Origin of the sequence: Enterobacter sp. KBR-315C3_2022 (genome assembly GCF_041399425.1) — a bacterium.
Classification (GTDB): Bacteria; Pseudomonadota; Gammaproteobacteria; order Enterobacterales; family Enterobacteriaceae; genus Enterobacter.
On record NZ_JBGKEB010000016.1, the window covers coordinates 19,770 to 37,800 of the forward strand.

At 55.4% G+C, this 18,031-nt stretch carries 17 protein-coding genes; 12 read left to right on the forward strand and 5 right to left on the reverse strand.

The window, feature by feature from the left end; all coding sequences use genetic code 11:
- Window positions 1-29: 29 nt before the first annotated feature.
- The 6 genes from tssF to AB8804_RS16385 are packed head-to-tail and all read left to right on the forward strand — an operon-like array spanning window position 30 to window position 5,691.
- A complete protein-coding gene (tssF, locus tag AB8804_RS16360; RefSeq protein ID WP_371187990.1) occupies window positions 30-1,784 on the forward strand; it encodes a type VI secretion system baseplate subunit TssF in 1,755 nt (584 codons plus the stop codon).
- On the forward strand, window positions 1,748-2,833 hold the full coding sequence (tssG, locus tag AB8804_RS16365; RefSeq protein WP_371187992.1) for a type VI secretion system baseplate subunit TssG: 1,086 nt from the start codon (window positions 1,748-1,750) through the stop codon (window positions 2,831-2,833). The genes tssF and tssG overlap by 37 nt, the downstream gene beginning before the upstream one ends.
- Window positions 2,811-3,356, forward strand: a complete 546-nt coding sequence (gene tssJ, locus AB8804_RS16370; RefSeq protein ID WP_371187994.1) for a type VI secretion system lipoprotein TssJ — start codon at window positions 2,811-2,813, stop codon at window positions 3,354-3,356. The genes tssG and tssJ overlap by 23 nt, the downstream gene beginning before the upstream one ends.
- Window positions 3,356-3,811, forward strand: a complete 456-nt coding sequence (gene tssE, locus AB8804_RS16375) for a type VI secretion system baseplate subunit TssE (RefSeq protein ID WP_112013070.1) — start codon at window positions 3,356-3,358, stop codon at window positions 3,809-3,811. The genes tssJ and tssE overlap by 1 nt, the downstream gene beginning before the upstream one ends.
- A gap of 23 nt (window positions 3,812-3,834) precedes the next feature.
- Entirely contained in the window at window positions 3,835-5,163 is a 1,329-nt protein-coding gene (locus tag AB8804_RS16380) for a VasL domain-containing protein (protein WP_371187996.1), read from the forward strand.
- Window positions 5,164-5,202: 39 nt separating this feature from the next.
- Window positions 5,203-5,691 carry a hypothetical protein gene (locus tag AB8804_RS16385; protein ID WP_371187998.1) on the forward strand — a complete coding sequence of 163 codons (489 nt, stop codon included), beginning with the start codon at window positions 5,203-5,205 and terminating at the stop codon, window positions 5,689-5,691.
- Between the two features lie 294 nt (window positions 5,692-5,985).
- On the opposite strand, the gene AB8804_RS16390 is transcribed toward AB8804_RS16385, so the two are convergent.
- Both AB8804_RS16390 and AB8804_RS16395 read right to left on the reverse strand, forming a co-directional pair.
- Window positions 5,986-6,258, reverse strand: coding sequence for a DUF1471 domain-containing protein (locus AB8804_RS16390; RefSeq protein WP_371188000.1), 273 nt, complete (start codon window positions 6,256-6,258; stop codon window positions 5,986-5,988).
- Between the two features lie 306 nt (window positions 6,259-6,564).
- Window positions 6,565-7,470 carry a LysR family transcriptional regulator gene (locus AB8804_RS16395; protein WP_371188002.1) on the reverse strand — a complete coding sequence of 302 codons (906 nt, stop codon included), beginning with the start codon at window positions 7,468-7,470 and terminating at the stop codon, window positions 6,565-6,567.
- Window positions 7,471-7,704: 234 nt separating this feature from the next.
- On the opposite strand from AB8804_RS16395, the gene AB8804_RS16400 reads away from it, so the two are divergent.
- From AB8804_RS16400 to AB8804_RS16415, 4 genes are all read left to right on the forward strand, one after another.
- The gene (locus tag AB8804_RS16400) at window positions 7,705-8,934 is read left to right on the forward strand and encodes an MFS transporter (protein ID WP_371188004.1); all 1,230 of its coding nucleotides are present in this window, start codon (window positions 7,705-7,707) and stop codon (window positions 8,932-8,934) included.
- A gap of 13 nt (window positions 8,935-8,947) precedes the next feature.
- Complete coding sequence (locus tag AB8804_RS16405) at window positions 8,948-9,976, forward strand: alpha/beta hydrolase (RefSeq protein WP_371188006.1); 1,029 nt, start codon at window positions 8,948-8,950, stop codon at window positions 9,974-9,976.
- A gap of 25 nt (window positions 9,977-10,001) precedes the next feature.
- Window positions 10,002-10,988: an aldo/keto reductase gene (locus tag AB8804_RS16410; RefSeq protein ID WP_371188008.1), complete on the forward strand. Its 987-nt coding sequence runs from the start codon at window positions 10,002-10,004 to the stop codon at window positions 10,986-10,988.
- 145 nt (window positions 10,989-11,133) lie between these two features.
- The gene (locus AB8804_RS16415; RefSeq protein WP_371188010.1) at window positions 11,134-11,817 is read left to right on the forward strand and encodes a hypothetical protein; all 684 of its coding nucleotides are present in this window, start codon (window positions 11,134-11,136) and stop codon (window positions 11,815-11,817) included.
- A gap of 148 nt (window positions 11,818-11,965) precedes the next feature.
- Here the strand turns inward: AB8804_RS16415 and AB8804_RS16420 are convergent, their stop codons facing one another.
- A complete protein-coding gene (locus AB8804_RS16420) occupies window positions 11,966-13,024 on the reverse strand; it encodes a YncE family protein (RefSeq protein ID WP_371188012.1) in 1,059 nt (352 codons plus the stop codon).
- Window positions 13,025-13,186: 162 nt separating this feature from the next.
- On the opposite strand from AB8804_RS16420, the gene fhuE reads away from it, so the two are divergent.
- Window positions 13,187-15,355, forward strand: coding sequence for a ferric-rhodotorulic acid/ferric-coprogen receptor FhuE (gene fhuE, locus AB8804_RS16425; RefSeq protein WP_371188126.1), 2,169 nt, complete (start codon window positions 13,187-13,189; stop codon window positions 15,353-15,355).
- Window positions 15,356-15,656: 301 nt separating this feature from the next.
- Here fhuE and AB8804_RS16430 read toward each other — a convergent pair whose 3' ends face one another.
- Complete coding sequence (locus AB8804_RS16430; RefSeq protein ID WP_371188014.1) at window positions 15,657-16,157, reverse strand: hypothetical protein; 501 nt, start codon at window positions 16,155-16,157, stop codon at window positions 15,657-15,659.
- Window positions 16,124-16,924 (reverse strand): transcriptional regulator, encoded by an 801-nt coding sequence (locus AB8804_RS16435; protein WP_371188016.1) that lies wholly within the window; start codon window positions 16,922-16,924, stop codon window positions 16,124-16,126. The genes AB8804_RS16430 and AB8804_RS16435 overlap by 34 nt, the downstream gene beginning before the upstream one ends.
- Window positions 16,925-17,496: 572 nt before the next feature.
- Here AB8804_RS16435 and AB8804_RS16440 point away from each other — a divergent pair.
- Entirely contained in the window at window positions 17,497-17,940 is a 444-nt protein-coding gene (locus AB8804_RS16440) for a transcriptional regulator (protein WP_371188018.1), read from the forward strand.
- Window positions 17,941-18,031: the final 91 nt, after the last annotated feature.

Genomic DNA, 18,031 nt, shown 5'->3' on the forward strand with positions numbered 1-18,031 from the left:
ACAGACACTAAGCCTCGCACAGAGAAATTATGGACGACTTAACCCTGCGTTATTACGACGCCGAAATGCGCTACCTGCTTGAAGCGGGCGAAGAGTTTGCCCGCGCGCATCCCGAGCAGGCGGCGATGCTTAACCTGGATAAAGCGGGCGCGCGCGACCCGTACGTAGAACGGCTGTTTGAAGGCTTTGCCTTCATGATGGGGCGGCTTCGCGAAAAGCTTGATGACGATCTTCCCGAGCTGACGGAAGGGCTGGTCAGCCTGCTGTGGCCGCACTATCTGCGCACCATTCCGTCGATGTCCATCGTGGAGTTCACGCCAGACTGGCGCGGAATGAAGGAGCCGATGCGCATCGCGAAAAGCTTTGAGGTGCTCTCGCGCCCGCTCGGCGAAAAAGGGACGCGCTGCCGCTACACCACGACGAAAGCGATCGACCTGCAGCCGCTGGCGCTGGAGCAGGCTCGGCTTACCACCGATCCCGATGGGCGCTCGGTGGTGACGCTGCGGTTCACCTGCAGCGAGCTGGCCGACTGGAGCCGCGTCGATCTCAGCAGCATACCGCTGTACTTCAACGCCGACGCGCCGCTGGCCTGCGCCATGCACGAAGCCTTTACCATGAATACGGCGCGGATGTGGCTGCGCCTGCCAGGCGATCGGGACAGGCGCCCGCTTGACGGCCGCTTTACCGCGCAGGGCTTTGGCGACGACGATACCCTGTGGCCAAAGGGCAGCAGCAGCTTCAGCGGCTATCAGCTGCTGCTGGAGTATTTCACCTTCCGCGAGAAATTCATGTTTACCGCGCTGCGCGGCCTGGAGGCGATCCCGCTCCCGGCGCAGCTGCCGTGGTTTGAAATTGACCTGGTGTTGTCAGAGCGCTGGGAGCATGACTTCACCTTTACCGAAAAGAATTTACGCCTTAACTGCGTCCCGGTGATTAACCTCTTCCCGCTGGAGTCCGACCCGCTGACCCTGAACTCGCTGCAGACCGAGTATCTGCTGCGGCCGATGCGCGTGCAGGACGGGCACACGGAAATTTATGCCGTGGAATCGGTGATGTCATCCAGCCAGCACGTCTACGTGCCGTTTTCCAGCTTCCGCCACAAGGGAGGGATGATGCGGCACGACGCGCCGGAGTATTACTACCATACCCGCGTGCGCCGGGGGCCGTCCGGGCTGCACAACACCTGGCTGATCCTCGGCGGTGAAGCCTTCGACAACCATACGGTGCCGGAGGATGAAAGCCTCTCCCTGACGCTAACGGGCACCAACGGCCAGCTGCCGCGCCGCGCGCTGCAAAGCACGATGCTGGACACCGTGATGAAAACCACTTCCGCCAGCATCGCGGTGCGCAACCTTTGTGCGCCAACGCTGCCCTGCTATCCCCCGGCCCGGGATCGCTTCCACTGGCGCGTGCTGAGCCACCTTGGCAGCGGCTTCCTCTCGATGATGGACAACGCCGAAGTGCTGCGCGGCACGCTGGCGCTGTATGAGTGGACCGACAGCGAGATGAACCGCCGCCGCCTGGAGGCCATCATCGACGTTAAGCACAGCGAAACGGAGCGTTTCGAGCAGGGGTATCTGGTGCGCGGCGTGCAGATTGAGGTGACGCTCGATAGCCACGGCTTCGCCGGACGCGGGGATATCTGCCTGTTTGGCGAGATGCTGAGCCGGTTTTTTGCCCTCTATACCGATATTTATCTGTTTAACCGACTGATTATTATCCTGCAACCCACCGGAGAACGCCTTGAATGGGAAGAGAAACACAGCCGTCGCATTCCCGGCTGACCCCGCGGCTGGAAGCCGACCTGCATCGGATCAACTTTTACCGTTTTTGCCAGCTGCTTGAAAAGCGCCAGCCCGGTAAGGCTCTGCTGGGCGCGACCAGCCATCCCGCTGACGATCCGGTCCGCTTTTGCCCGCATCCCGGCATGGGCTTTCCCGCCAGCGAGCTTAAGGCGGTGGAGTACGATGAAGAGGATGACGGCAGGCCGCCCGTTATTCGCACCACCTTTATGGGCATGTACGGCGTCGACTCGCCTCTGCCGACGGCGTATCTGGATGACATCACCCAGCGCCGGGAAGGGCACGAGGCGCTGCAGGGCTTTCTGGATATTTTCAGCCACCGCATCCTGACGCAGTTTTATCGCATATGGCGCAAATACTCCTATCCGGCCTCGTTCGAGCCCGGCGGTTCGGACGCTATTTCGCAGTCGCTGCTGGGGCTGGTGGGGCTGGGCATTCCCGGCACCGCCGACCACATCGCCACGCCGGTATCGCGCTTTCTGGCGCTGCTCGGCGTGCTGCGCCAGCCCGGCAAAACGCAGGAGGGCATGCAGGCGCTGGTTAGCCTGCTGGCGCCGAACACCCGTGTGAACGTCAGCCCTTACTGCCTGCGCCCGATTGAGATCCGCCAGCCGCTGGGGTTTTATGCCGATGCGGACTTTATGCTCGACGGCAATACGCCGCTCGGCGACGAGGCGATGGACGCCAGCAGCCAGCTGCTGATCGCGCTATCCACGGACGATGAACGGGAAGCGCAGGGCTGGAAGCCGGATGGCCTGCTGTATCAGGATTTTCTGGTGATGCTGCGGGTCTATCTGGGCTGGCGGTTTAAGGCCCGAATCACGCTGACGGCGAAAACCGCCCTGCTGACCGCTCCCCCGCTGGGAGAGGGGGCGTTCTGGCTGGGCATGAACGGCGTGCTGGGCGCGGAAAAGGAACCGCTTTCGGACGATATTCCGCCAACCTTTACCACAGAGCTGGGCTACTACACGGGCCTGGAGCCTGCTATTACACAACAAGGAAATCGACGTGTTACGTACAAGTTTGACTAAAACCGCCCGCTGGCTGCTGCCCGCGCTGGCGTTCGGCCTGGCGGGCTGCGGGCTGACGCAGAGCGTCACGGACGGTACAAAATCGGCCTTCACCTCTGTTTTCTATAAAAAAATTAAGACGCTGCATCTGGATTTTACCGCGCGCGAAGCGCTGAACACCGACGCGCGGGAAAACAATTCGCTATCGGAGTCCGTCGTGCTGCGCGTGTATCAGCTCAAGGACCGCAAGTCGTTCGACAAATCGGTCTATCAGCAGCTGCTGAAGGATGACGATGCGGCGCTGAAGGGCGATCTCCTGGCAAGCCGGGACGTCATCGTGAAGCCGGGCGGAGATGCGACCCTCGATATGCCAATGGAGGCGGACGCGCAGTTTGTCGCCATCGTCGGGTTATTTCGCCATCCGGACATGGAGAACAACACCTGGAAAGTGGTGTTACAGCGCGAGGAGCTCGATCCGGATGCCGCGCGCGTTCTCGAAGCCGGGAATAATCAGCTCACGCTACAGCCCGTTAAGGAAAAATGATGCCGCAGGGATATAACACGCCGTCGCTGTATGAAGTTCTGTATGGCAATTTTGCAGGCGGCCTTGAACTGAACCAGGTCAGCGAGGCGAATCAGGTGATTCTGTCCGTGCTGGACAACATGCAGCGTATCCTGAACTGTCGGGCGGGAACGCTGGCGCACCTGCCGGACTACGGTCTTCCGGACATGACCCGGATCCTCCAGGGCATGCCGGGAACGGCGCACCAGCTGATCACAACGCTTTCGGCGGTGCTGCTGAAGTACGAGCCGCGCCTGAGCAAAATCATGGTCGTGATGCTGGAACAGACCCAGCCCGGAGAGCTGCGCTACGCTATCGACGCCGAGCTTAAAGGCATCGGCCTCGTGCGCTACGGCACCGAGTTTATGCCGGAGGGGCGGGTGCTCATCCGGCACATGAAACAGCAGCAGTATCTCGACGCCCGTTCTGCAATTTAGCGCCCACTCTGGCGGATATCATCATGACGACACAACCTGAACGTAGCCTGAAAACCGGCGGCGACCCGCGCACGCTTGTGGATTACGCGCGCCTTCGCGATGAAATCAATAAACTTTCCCATCCGGCGCGCCCGGACGTGGACTGGCACTTAGCCGAGACGCTTTGCCTGTCGCTATTCGAGCAAAACGGCGTTGAGCTACAGACCGCGGCCTGGTATACGCTGGCCCGCACCCAGCTTGCGGGGCTGTATGGCCTGAATGAGGGGCTGGCGATTTTGTCTGCGCTGGTCTCCAGGCAGTGGGGCAGTTTCTGGCCGCAGCCGGTTCATGCGCGAATGGAGATCCTGAGCGCGCTCAGCAAGCGTCTTCAGCAGCACATGCGCACGCAGACCCTGACCTATAGCGATCTGAGCCAGCTTTACCAGGCGGAAGCGCACCTGAAGTCGCTCGATGACGTGCTGCAGCGTCTGGAGCTGAAGCATGCGGGGCAGATGGAGGCGCTGCGCACGCTGCTGCACAACGCGTCGGTGAGGCTGGAAAATAGCGCCCAAGACGCAGCACCGGACGGCGGGCACGGGATCGCGCTTCCGGCGGCGGCAGGCGGCCCGCCTGAAGGCGCGAAGTGGGTTTACGTGGCGCAGCCGGAGCCGCAGCCTAATATTGCCGTTCAGGAGTCGATGCCGCCGCCGACAAAGCCCTGGAAGCCGTTCGCGGCAGGAATGCTGACCATGCTGGTGGTCGCGGGCGCGGCAGCGTGGGGCTGGCAGTACCTGCATCAGCCCGATCCGCTGCGGGAGCAATTTTCTGCCTCTATCTCGTCCTTGCCCGCACCGCTTTCCGCAGCGCAAATTCAGTCCGTCAGGGAGAAAGGATTGCCAGCGGAGGAGGGGATTACCGAGACGCAAAGGCAGTTGGCGCGGCTCGCTCAGCTGAAGCCAGACTGGGCGATACGCTACGGCGACAGCCTGGTGCAGCAGGCCCAGGCCCTGTGGCCCGAGCAGGCGAAAGCGCTTGCGCAGCAGTGGCAGCAGCAGATCGCCGCCCAGGCAATGCCGGAGGAAAATCTGGAAGGCTGGCATCAGGGGATGGCGCAGCTTGAGCAGCTGGCTAACCGCCTGAACGCGCTGGACGAGCAGAAGGGGAAATACATCACCGTGAGCGAACTGAAATCCACGGTGTTCACCACGATGCAGTCTTTTAACCGCGCGGTTCCGGCAGAAGAGCAGCTTCGCCAGCTGGCTATACTGCCTGACGAGAAGCCCTGGCCTGCGGCGCAGAAAAGCCAGCTTGAGCAGCACCTGAGACAGTTATTGGTTCGCTATGCCCTGTTGGATCGGAAAACAGCGGACTAACGCAGTAGATTAAATATCACTATGACACAGGGAGGAAAAGTGTCTGCAAGAGAGCGTTTTTTTGAAAAAGTTAAGCAAAACCAGGATGCCGTTCCGCCAGGGAAAAATACCGTCGAAGCGGAAATTCAGACGTTCCGTTTAAGGATGGACGCTCTGGCGCAGCAGATTGACGAGTGGTTCGCGGGCTCCGGGATTGAGATCGTACAAACGATCAAAAATATCCATGACATGAGCACCGTCGGCTATAGCCTCAGCAGCGGTATCTGTCGCTACGGCATCACTGCCATCCATTTGCAAAATGGAGAACGCAGCGTCAGCATTTCGCCGGAGCGGCTTTGCTGCGGCGCGGAAAGAGGCTACGTCACCCTGCGCGTGGTGGACGCCAGCGGAGCGCTAAGCGACCTGGCGTTCAATATGAGCATGGCGCCCGACGCCGGCTGGTACATATGGGGAGAGCATCAAATACCCGAGGCAAAAGTTCTTATGACGGAAGACGTGTTTTTCCGCGCGGTGGAGAGGCTGGCCTGACCTTCTGAAGGTCAACAAATAAGCCCGCAGGGTTTGCGCCCTGCGGGCTTTTTGCTGGTGTGCCGAGCAGGTTTGAGCTTTGTCCTGGTTTGATAAATATCTGTTACCTGAATTAAAGGGGGCATATATCGGTTCATTCGAATGCACATTTTGCGTCGATTATGTGATACAGCGGCTTAATAGTGCGGAGGGGGGACTGGTACGACGTTCAGTATACGGACAGCCTGTGCGAGGGGGCACAGGCTGTCCGTTATAACAAAGGCTAAAAAACTGAAATGGGTCTACATGCTGATTTTACTTGTAAACTTCAGCTGTCGCATCAAAGTTTGGGCCATGTTCACGAGCGGCTATGATAACGTAGTACTTGCCACCTTTTTCATCGGCTAATTTTGAAAGCTGCTCGTGCAGGTCAGACGGTGAAGAGAACTGGCCACCGGAAGGCCCTACAGAGATATCACCGATGTGAGTAAGTTTAAAGTGTGCCACCTCTTCCTTGGTAATTAACTGAGAGGCGGAGGCGCCAAAAGCAATAGCGGATAAAACCAGTGCAGCTAAAATCTTTTTCATTATAGTATTTCTCCAGAGAAAAGTTTATCGCAAGCGTTTTCAGTCTCTATCAGGTTGCCGTATAAAGTATAGTTTAAGAATGGGCCTAAGACAGAAATATTATTCATTTTAAGAACGGACGTACCAAACCTATATCCCCTGGCTACGTCTGCGGTGAGCCGCGTAATTTCCCCGTCACCGCAGCATATCAATTCTGCAAATTCACCCGCAGCGGGGAGTCGTATAAACGGCTAACGTGGACTCTTCGCTCGAATCAGAAACCTTATACTTCTGACAACGCCGTTTTATGCCTGAACATCCATTCCCTTAGCCCTGGATTTTCCCCTTCATGCGCAGCGCATCAACAACGAGTGAAAACGCCGGGGAAGGCTGCTTGCGGCTGGGATAGTAAAGGTAGTAGCCCGGAAAAGGATGGCACCAGGGCTCCAGCACGCGCACGAGTCGGCCTTCTTTGATGTGCGAACCAAACTCTTCTTCCGGTAAAAAGGCGATGCCTAACCCCGCCAGCGCCGCGTCGACAACATGTTCCGACGTGTTAAACGTCAGCTGTCCGTTAACCCGGACGTTCAGCTCCCCTCCCTCGTGATCGAATTCCCAGACGTAAATCCCCCCCGAGCGGACCATGCGCATATTGATGCACTGATGCTGCGTCAGGTCATGCGGCGTCAGCGGGACCGGATACCGCTCGAAATAATCAGGTGAAGCCGCTGCCGCCATGCGCAGCTTCGGGCCGATGGGCATCGCGATCATATCTTTATCGATCGTATCGCCAAGCCGCACGCCCGCGTCAAAACGATCCGCCACGATGTCCCGAAAACCGTGGTTAGCATCGAACTCGATTTGAATATCCGGATATTCCCGCAGCAGCGGCGTCAGCTTGGGCAGCAGCGTCGTTTTCAGCACGTTCGGCCCGCAGGTGATGCGGACGGTTCCCGCAGGCTTGTCCCGCAGCTCGGTCAGCATGTCCAGCTCGGCCTCAATCTCGTCAATGCGATGGCCCACCGACTGCAGCAGGCGCTCCCCGGCGGCCGTCGGCGATACGCTGCGGGTGGTTCGCGTCAGCAGGCGGATTTGCATCCGCTCTTCCAGCCCGGAAATCGCCTGGCTTAGCGCGGGCTGCGTCACGCCAAGCTGCGCGGCGGCACGCGTAAAGCTGCCTTCCCGCGCCACGGTGACGAAAGAGAGTAAATCGTTGAGGTTGCGTCTGGCCATCTTCGTTCCCGTCTATTTATAAATTTTACTTATAAGGCTATTAAGAATTCATTAGCTAGTTTTGCCGCTGCCTATTGGTAACAATAATGCGATGAAAAAGTCAACGCTAACCGACCGGCAAACAAGCACCGTGACGCGCTGCTGATGCCATAACGATCGTTTCCAACTAACAACGTTCCTTATCCCCGACATCCCGGGGAGGGCATCGTATTCTCTGAAGATAAGAAAGGCTAAATGCGTAATCAGAAAACTGACGCCAAAAACCACGGCGGAGTAAGTGAAAAACAACGGGCGCACTGGGGCGGCGTGTTTGCTATGACGCTGTGCGTCTTCGCCCTGATCGCCTCCGAATTTATGCCGGTCAGCCTCCTGACGCCGATGGCGCAGTCCCTGAACGTCACCGAAGGCATGGCCGGGCAGGGGATCGCCATTTCCGGCGCGTTTGCGGTGGTGACCAGCCTGTTCATATCCCGGCTGGCTGGCACGCTTAACCGCAAAACCCTGCTGCTCGGCCTGACGTGCATCATGGCGCTTTCCGGGGCCGTTATTGCGATGGCGCCAAACTACCTGACCTACATGATCGGGCGGGCGCTGATTGGCGTCGTGGTCGGCGGGTTCTGGTCTATGTCGGCGGCGACGGCGATGCGTCTGGTGCCGGTGCACCGCGTTCCGCTGGCGCTGGCTATTTTTAACAGCGGCAACGCGCTGGCGACCGTTGTGGCCGCGCCGCTGGGCAGCTGGCTGGGTTCGGTCATCGGCTGGCGGGGAGCCTTCTTCTGCCTGCTGCCCGTCGCCATCGTCGCGTTTATCTGGCAGCTGCTCAGCCTGCCCGCCATGCCGGTGACGCGTCAGACTGCGGGGGCCGGCAACGTCTTCGCGCTGTTTCGCCGCCGGGTGGTCACGCTGGGCATGCTGGGCGTTGGGATCTTCTTTATGGGGCAGTTCACGCTCTTTACCTATATCCGGCCCTTCCTTGAGGCGATCACGAAGGTGGACGCCTCAGCGGTGACCCTCATCCTGCTGGTCATCGGCATCGCGGGCTTTATCGGCACCACGCTGGTTAGCCGGGTATTGAAGCGCGGATTCTACCCGACCCTGATGGCGATCCCCGTGCTGATGGCGTTCGTGGCGCTGGCCCTGATCGTCTTCGGCAGCCAGGCGGCCATCGTGACGGCGCTGCTCGGAATATGGGGACTGATTTCAACCGCCGCCCCCGTGGGATGGTGGGCGTGGGTTCCGCGCACGTTTCCGCAGAATGCCGAAGCGGGCGGCGGGCTGATGGTGGCGATGGTGCAACTGTCCATTGCGCTGGGCTCCACCGTGGGCGGCCTGCTGTTTGACCATCACGGCTACCAGAGCACCTTCTTCGCCAGCGCCGGGATGCTGATTATCGCAACCGTACTGATTTTCCTGACCTCACGCGCAGACGCCTCTGCCGGTGGTCTTTCATCACGCTCGTCCTGATAAGGTAACCATCATGAACAGATTTACATTAGCCCTGGGGATGCTCATCAGCGCATTTGCCGCCTCCGCGGCGGATATGTCCAGAGGTGCGGATAACTTTTATAAAAGCGACAAGGTGACGCAGCAGAAGGTCACCTTTAAAAACCAGTATCAGATGAACGTGGTCGGCAATCTGTTTATCCCGAAAGCGATCGGTCAGAACGCCAAAACCCCGGCCATCGTCGTGGGCCACCCGATGGGCGCGGTCAAGGAACAGAGTTCAAACCTGTATGCGCAGAAGCTGGCGGAGCAGGGGTTTGTGACGCTGGCTATCGACCTCTCGTTCTGGGGGGAAAGCGAAGGCAAGCCCGGGCACCTGATTTCCCCGGAAATCTACGCGGATGATTTCAGCGCGGCGGTTGATTATCTCAGCACCCGGCCGTTTGTTGACCCGCAGAACATCGGCGTGCTGGGCATCTGCGGCAGCGGGAGCTTCGTTATCAGCGCCGCGAAAATCGATCCGCGCATGAAGGCCATCGCCACCGTCAGCATGTATGACATGGGGTCCGCGTTCCGTAACGGCCTTAACCATTCCCAGACTCTGGAACAGCGTAAGGCCTTAATTCAGTCGGCCATTGAGCAGCGGTTTGCCGAGTTCAACGGGGCAGAGACCGCCTACATTCCGGGCACCGTGAATAAACTGGACGCCTCCACGCCGGAAATTCAGCGCGAGTTCTATGATTTCTACCGCACCTCACGGGGCGGCTACACCCCGCAGGGGGAGAAAGAGGAGCTGACGACAAAACCGATGCTGAGCAGTATCGGCAAGTTTATGAACTTCTACCCGTTCAACGATATTGAAACCATTTCACCGCGCCCGATGCTGTTTATCACCGGCGATCGGGCCCATTCAAAAGAGTTCAGCGAGGACGCTTTCAAACGCGCCGCTCAGCCTAAAGAGCTGTATGTCGTCCCGGGAGCAGGGCACGTCGATCTGTATGACCGCACGGACGTGATCCCCTTCGACAAGCTGACGGACTTTTTCCGTAAAAACCTGAAATAACGCCTTCAGTTAAGGAGCACGAGACATGAAATACAAACATCTGGGCCGAACGGGCCTGCGGGTGAGCCGCATCGGTCTTGGGACCATGAACTTCGGTGAACTGACGGATGAGCCGACCAGCTTCAGGATCATGGATGAGGCCGTGGACGCGGGTATCAACTTTTTCGATACCGCCGATGTTTACGGCGGGCCGCAGTCGCCGGATATGGCAAAGGGGTACGGGACATCCGAAGAGATCATCGGTAATTGGCTCGCGCGCAGCGGCAAGCGTGACCGGATCGTGCTGGCTACGAAGGTCTATCAGCCGATGGATACCGGGCCGAACGATAAGTATCTGTCCGCCTACCATATCCGCCGGGCATGCGAAGCCAGCCTGAAAAGGCTCAAAACGGATCATATCGATCTCTACCAGATGCACCATATCGACCGGAACACCCCCTGGGAGGAGATCTGGCAGGCCATGGAACAGCTGATCCGCGAGGGTAAAATCAGCTACGTGGGCAGCAGCAACTTTGCCGGCTGGGACATTGCCACTGCACAGTGCAAGGCTGACGCGCGCAACCTGCTGGGACTGGCATCCGAGCAGAGCCTGTACAACCTGACCCAGCGCACGGTTGAGCTGGAGGTCATTCCGGCGCTGCGCCACTACGGCATTGGCCTGATCCCGTGGAGCCCGGTCGGGATGGGAATGCTGGGCGGCGTGCTGCGTAAAATGGCGGAGGGGCGCCGGGCCGCACCGCACATGCAGACGCGAATCAATCACCTGCGGCCACAGCTGGAAGCCTGGGAGCAGCTATGCGATGAAATGGGTGAAACGCCAGCAGACGTTGCGCTTGCCTGGCTACAGCAAAATCCGGTCGTCACAAGCGTTCTTAGCGGGCCACGCACGGTTGAACAGCTTCGCCAGAATCTTAACGCGCTGTCCGTAACGCTAACGCCTGAAACGCTTAAAAAACTGGATGCCATCTGGCCCGGACCGGGCGGGGAAGCGCCTGAAGCCTACGCGTGGTAAGCATTTATCAGCGTTAACAATTACCGGCCTTCGGGCCGGTAAGCTCGTTATTTCAGTTAAAATTATTTATTACATAGCGCTAAAATATTAATAGAATGACCTGAATTATCTGATAAAGACGGTAATTTACCTCATAAGGTCGGTCATGAAATCCCTCAGCTTGCCAGACATTTATCGTTCAACAAATTTAAACACCATTGGGATGTGGGAAGATAATGCTGGGATCGGGAAAATCAGAGAGGAAAACTACTACGACCCGGTAAAACACGCTCTGGCAACAGGCATAAAGCCGCCTGTGCCATGTTCGGTCTCGCAGCTTATTGATGAATTGAACGAGCTCACAAAGGGCGATCCCCTCGCCGACATCCTGCCAGCACACAGTTTCCATTTCACCTTCTTACCGCTGACTCTGCCACTCTATGAGGCAAACGAGCGATTGCCCACGAAAGTTGAGCAATTGAAAAAGATCTGGGCTGCATATCATTCGAAAAGGATTGCGATCGGGAACCTTCGTTTAATCGCTTTGCCCAGCCAGTTGTTACTGGCGGGTATCCCAGATGAGCCAGCGATAGCGATGCGTCAGTCATTCTGCGAGAAAATTCTGGAATCTGACTGGAAAGATGAGCTGCTGATGCGGCACGGCAGCAGTCCGTTACCGGCACCGTTCTGGCACAGCACGATCCTGCGTTACAGCGCTGCTTTTATACCCGCAACCGTGCGGGAGTTTTTTTTGGAGCGTCAGGAAATTGATTACGGGGATGGCGTCGGAGAATTGACGTTAGCGAGGATAAATTATAATTGGGAAAAATTTTATCCATTAGAGGTTTAGTATTGGCGACGTAGCTACATGCCGGATGAAATTGATGTATTCCGCAGTGAAAACGGGCAAGCTTAGGTTCGCTCCTCACGTAACGCAGTACCTTGCCCCCGCCCGATTTGATAAGTCAGCCATCCCTCACAGAATGGCTGCATATTTTTTAATTTAGTGAAATACGAACCACGCTATCCGGGCCTTTCGTCGTGTTGTCGTCCTTAAAGTCCTGCTTTACCGTTACGTATAACGTTTTACCGTCCGGTGTTACCAGGAGGCTGTTTGGACGGCTGTTGAACGTCCAGCTGTTTTTCACAGCATAACTGCCGGCGTCAAGCTGCAGCACCTTCTTTGACTCGCGCTGGCTAATGAAAATTTCGTTGCGCCTGGCGTCAAACTTAATCCCCAGAGCATCCCCCTCAAGGCGCTTAATAACTTTCCCGCTGCGCTCATCAAATACCAGGGTGGTTTTGGCCTTTGAATCATCGGTCACGAACAGGCGCCCGGTGGCCGGATCTTCTGCCATATTCAGGAACAAATACGTTTTTTTATCGCCTGGCGTCCAGCGCTGTTCGATTTTATGCGTGTCCGGGTTAATCACCAGAATTTCACCTCCGCCATTGGCGGCATAAATGCGGTCCGTTAGCGGCGAATAGATAATCCCCGTCACCCATTTTCCGGCATTCTCGATGCGGGTTTTTAGCGTCATGGTGCTGGCATCAACCACGGAGATAAACCCAGGGTCGGCAACGCCGCCGATAAACAGTAGCCCCTTGTGGAAGAGGATTTCACGCGCACCAACCGGGTCGCCATCCTTATCTTTACCTTCAAACATCAGGCGCTGCAGCACCTTGCCGCTTTGCACGTCTACTTTCGATACCCCGCCATCCAGGGTGTTGGTTGTGTAGTAGACCTTGCCATTATCGTCCGCCGCCATGCCGAAATTTTTCAGGTCGGTATGGGTTTCACCTTGCGTGGCAAGCGTTGTGGGATCCAGCTTATAGAGCACCCCACCGTTGACGTTTTTGAAACTCTGCGCGCTCGCGACGTACAGCGCATTTGCCGCTGGGGAGTAAACCATCTCATACAGACCGTCAGCGAGTTCGCGCTGCTTGAGCGCAGCAGCATCCAGGGAAGCTGCTGACGCCGTTACGCTGAGGGTTAGCGCCGCAGTAAGAACGCTGAAGCCCCATGCCTTTCCTTTTAACCATTGAGAGTTGTTCATTTTTTGTTCCTGCCTTACGAGACGCGGTAATTTTTTATAAATATACGTTTATTTACATTTAACTTACAAAATGACCTGTGCATAATAAAGCAAATAATTATCATTTCCATTCTTATTTAGATAAATGATTTGCAAAAACGACAACTACTGACAGGTAACATGATGATTCTTAAAGGCAGGGTTAATCGCGCGAAAGCGTCCGCAGGGCTCATTCCTTCTCCCTTCTCACTATCACTCTTTGCGCTGGCGATGTACGCCGTCATGCATCCGGCACAGGCGGATGACAATACAAATGAACAAGAAATGGTTGTCTACGGCGACGGGAATGGAAGCGCCGACTCGGAACAGGATTATGCGGTAAAAACAACGCGTTCAGGCACCAAAATGCTGCTGACGCCGCGCGACATCCCCCAGTCAGTAAGCGTCGTAACACGCCAGCGTATGCAGGATCAGGATCTGCAAACCATTGACCAGGTATTAACCAATGCTACCGGCGTTTCGTCGCAGCAGGTTGATAGCGAGCGTTCGAGCTACTTTTCCCGCGGCTTTGAGATCACCAACTTCGCCTATGATGAGATCCCCACATCAATGGGCGACGCGTGGAACTTTGGCGATGCGCAGGAAGATACCGCCATTTACGATCGTATCGAGATTGTGCGCGGCGCGAACGGCCTGTTAACCGGCGCTGGCGACCCGGGTGCAACGGTGAACATGGTGCGCAAACGTGCCGACAGCAAAACCTTCAGGGGCAACGTCAGCGCAAGCTATGGAAGCTGGAACAAACAGCGTTATGTGGGCGACATCTCCGCGCCGCTCAATTCCGACGGCAGCCTGCGCGGGCGCGTAGTGGCAGGGTATCAGGATCAGGACAGCTGGCTCGACAGATATGGCAAGCGCAAAAAATTTCTCTATGGCGTCATTGAAGGCGATGTCACGGAACACACGACGGCCTCGCTGGGCTGGGATTATCAGCAAACAAACACCGCCAATCCGACCTGGGGCGGATTACCCAGCCTGTACAGCAACGGCAGCCGCACCCATTACGATCGCAACGTCAACACCTCGGCGGACTGGACGGGGTACCGCGTTGAATCACGTAAAGTATTTGCTAACCTCACCCACAGCTGGGATAACGGCTGGTCGGTTCGTTTCAATGGAACCCACGGCGAGCAAACGTTCAACGACACCCTGCTCTACGTGATGGGCAATCCGGATGCCACCACCGGTGAAGGTGCATCAGGCTGGGGAAGTAAGGATCGCGGCAAGCGCACCCTGGACTCCTTTGATACTTACGCAAGCGGGCCTTTTGAACTACTGGGGCGTCAACATCAGTTGATGGCCGGGGCCAACTATAGCCGACAGCACAATGCCACCTTCAGCGAAGACGGGCCGATGGACAGCGCTCGGATTGGCATCTTCAACAACAGCTGGGACGGCAGCGTGGCCGAGCCGGAGTGGGGCGACTGGTATCAAAATGCGGATGATATCGTGCGGCAAAAATCGGCGTATACGGCGACACGCCTGTCGCTGGCGGATCCGTTGTCGCTGATCGTTGGCGCACGTTATACCCAGTACAGCTCAGACGGCAGCAGCGGCGATATGCGTAAATACAACACCACGCCTTACGGCGGGCTGGTGTATGACATCAACGACAGCCTTTCCGCCTACGCCAGCTATACCTCAATTTTTGCTCCGCAAACCAAACGTACGAAAGAGGGAACATGGCTCTCTCCCGTCACCGGTAAAAACTATGAAACCGGCCTGAAGGCAGACTGGATGGACGGTCAACTAACCACCAACGTTGCCGTATTCCGCATCGAACAGGAGAACGCGGGGGAGGCCATCAGCGGAGAATTTGTTAATGGATCCAGCGAACAAGCTTATCGCGCAACCAAAGGCGCAGTGAGCAAAGGGGCGGAATTTGAGGTAAACGGTGCCTTGACCGACAACCTGCAGCTTACCTTCAGCGCGACCCGCTACGTTGCCCGTGATTCAGATGGCCGTTTCAACAGCTTCGCGCCGCAAACGCAGCTGAAGATGTTCAGCCGCTACCGCGTCCCGACGCTTCCGGAGCTGACCGTAGGCGGCGGCGTGAACTGGCAGAATAGGGTGTACAAAGATGTCACCGGTCCTGACGGCGAGACGCAGCGCCTCTATCAGGGCAGCTATCCGCTCGTCGATTTGTTCGCGCAGTATCAGCTGACGAAACGGCTGGCGGTGCAGGCAAACGTGCGTAACCTGTTCGACCGCGAATACTACTCCTACCTCGATGACTCTGCCGTGTATGGCGAACCGCGTAGCGTCTCGGTAAGCATGAATTACACATTCTAATGTAGTCAGCGTATCGTTTTTCCGGCTATTACCTGTTCCGAGTCTACCGGCCTTCGGGTCGGTAGTGAGGCCGGGACTTTGCTGAGCCACCCGTTTTTTCAGCGCCGGGGGCGTATTTGAAGTTCCTAGACGCTCTACCGGATGGCTTATCAGCAGGGCCATTTAGCCGCTATCGCGGAGTCTATTTTCAGTCTGGAGAGGGGATGTTGAGGGGAAATGCGAATGAATGCTTTAAAAGCATCACTGTCGGATGACGGCGGAAAAGCGTTAATCGCACTAACGAATGCGATAATATGCGCCATCACTTAGCGGAAATTTTCTTACACAGGACCAGAGGGATATCATCCTGCCGGATTAGATAGCTTCCTTCATCCTGCTGCTGAAGCTGATAGAGATAATCAACATTTTCACTGGTAACAGTGAAGGGAAGCAGGTAAGGGAAATCATCACTGATTGCTTCCTTCCCGAGAGAATTCTTGAGGCCCGTAAAGCGAACGTGGTAATCCTGACCGTCAGCCTGATAAACAACACCGGCGATTAATTTTACCGGTACGGTTACACCCGCCGGCGAAATATAGTCTCCTATGATTTGCAAACTCCCTTTTTCCCGGTACAGATAAAGAATGACTGCGGCATGCAGGCGGCTGCTGTTAACCTGGCTGTCAAAGGCCGATCTGCAGTGGATAATTTTTCCGGCTTCGCTGTTTTTCATATTCTGCAGAACATGAATGGAATAAATTAATATCAGCAAGCTGACCGCCAATACGGCTATTCTGATAATCGTAGATAGCCTGTTTTGCATACCCTGTCAGCCTTATTTTTGTTGTCGCACGAAAGAAGGAAAATACTGAGATGATTACGGTAGGAAGATATATATATCAGTGGTAACGAGCCACAGTCGGCCGTAACGTAAGACCATTTTTTCAGAAGTCGTTCAGTTTCTCCGCCGGTAAGCTGTTGCTGCTTATTAGTGTAAATTTCACATCCATTATGTTTACCGGAAAATACATAGTCTCCGGTGAAATCATCTTGACGGCTTAATCCATATTTACTGTATGCGATAAAGAATACCACCACCGAAAGAACAATCAGGAGCAAAGAAGCAGGCATAAGAAGACGGACCGCCAGAGAAGGTGCTGTTCGTCTAATCATCGTATTATCGCCATCGAAACGATGAAATTGGTCCCGGCGTTCATCCGGGGAAAAAACAGGATTATTATGGCCGTCAGCGATCGTCACCGACAGCGCTTCATTAAAGCGGAAGCCCTGTCGAGGGACGGTGATGATAAAATCATCACTGCTTTCTGCAACCTTCCGGAAAGCCTTGCGGGCGAGAAGAATATTCTGATACAGGGTGTTTGGCGAGACGTCCTTACTGCCTTCTCCCCAGCCGGCTTTATATAGCTCCTCCTGGCTGACGATATTTCCCTGCGCCGCCAGCAGCGCTTCAAGACAGCGGGCACAGGGCTCATTCAGTACTTCCGAAAGGTCTGGGTGAAGCAGGTTGGCCAGTGCGTTCTGCCCGCTGTGAAAGACTAACCTGCCGTCGATCAAAAACGTTTTATCCATGACTCCCTGCCTGCCGACTGAATTTCTACCCCTTCCGAGCTTAGTCCACCCTTTCTCCTGCTGCTATAAAAAACTTCAGGTATCTTAACCTGCATCAGCGAATATGGTTTTTTTGCTATTTATTTCAGTGAATTACCCGTCATGCACTCTGGCAAAGATTCTCATCAGTCTTAATTAAGGTGTTGATCCCTTTACCCGGGTGCTGCAGGTGCTAAGCTGCGGTCAGAAAGAAAAATCCTGGCCGCTTCGGACAGCCAGTTTAACTGAAACCGAATGAAAAAGGGGTAAAGCTCGACAAAAGGAAAAAAAATGGCATAAAACACTTCATGAAATTTATGGGCTATTTAAGAGAAAGGAAAAGCTAAGCTGATATGAATCCAGTATGCCAGACTGAAAATATAACTTATATCAGAGTTAATGCCTGGTGAATCCATGGTTATCAGGTAAGTGTTTTTAGTAAAATATTTCGTTTGATATTATGTGTTTAATTTAATTACTATACTGTGAGGAATTGTGAATTAGGCTCGGCGCTATTGCGGGAATGCAGGGTATGAATATGGAGATGCCTACCTTTGAGAAAATTTGGTTATATTCTGGGTGATGACAAAAATGGAGTGATAGTTCTGCGGGAAAACCGAGTCTTGATATCGTTAAAAATCCAGAAAAATATTCAGAGTCATGTTTATCTGAGGCAAACAATGTTTCGGTTGCTCGAGTTTTTGCTGGAAAAAGGAAAGTCTGGCCTGCTCCTTGATGAAATAATCATGAAAGCCGTATGGGAAGGCTATGGTCTCAGATCCTCAGCGCCACGCCTATGGCAGGTGATGCACGAATTAAGGAAGAAGCTCGATGAGCTTGGCGTTGAAGATAATTTTATCCTACGCGTGGAAGGTCGGGGTTATATAGTGAATGCCGCAAGTTATGAGCCCGTCTATATCAGAGCATCCTACGATCGTCTGAGTCGATTTGTATTGGCTCGTCAACAAAACACAGATACAGTTAAACGATTGAAGTAAATTACTGTACTTCGGACATCATACCCCTTTAGTGCTAGTTACGGCGCGTTAAAGAACATTTTTTAGAATGCAAGCCAAAAGGATTTAATTA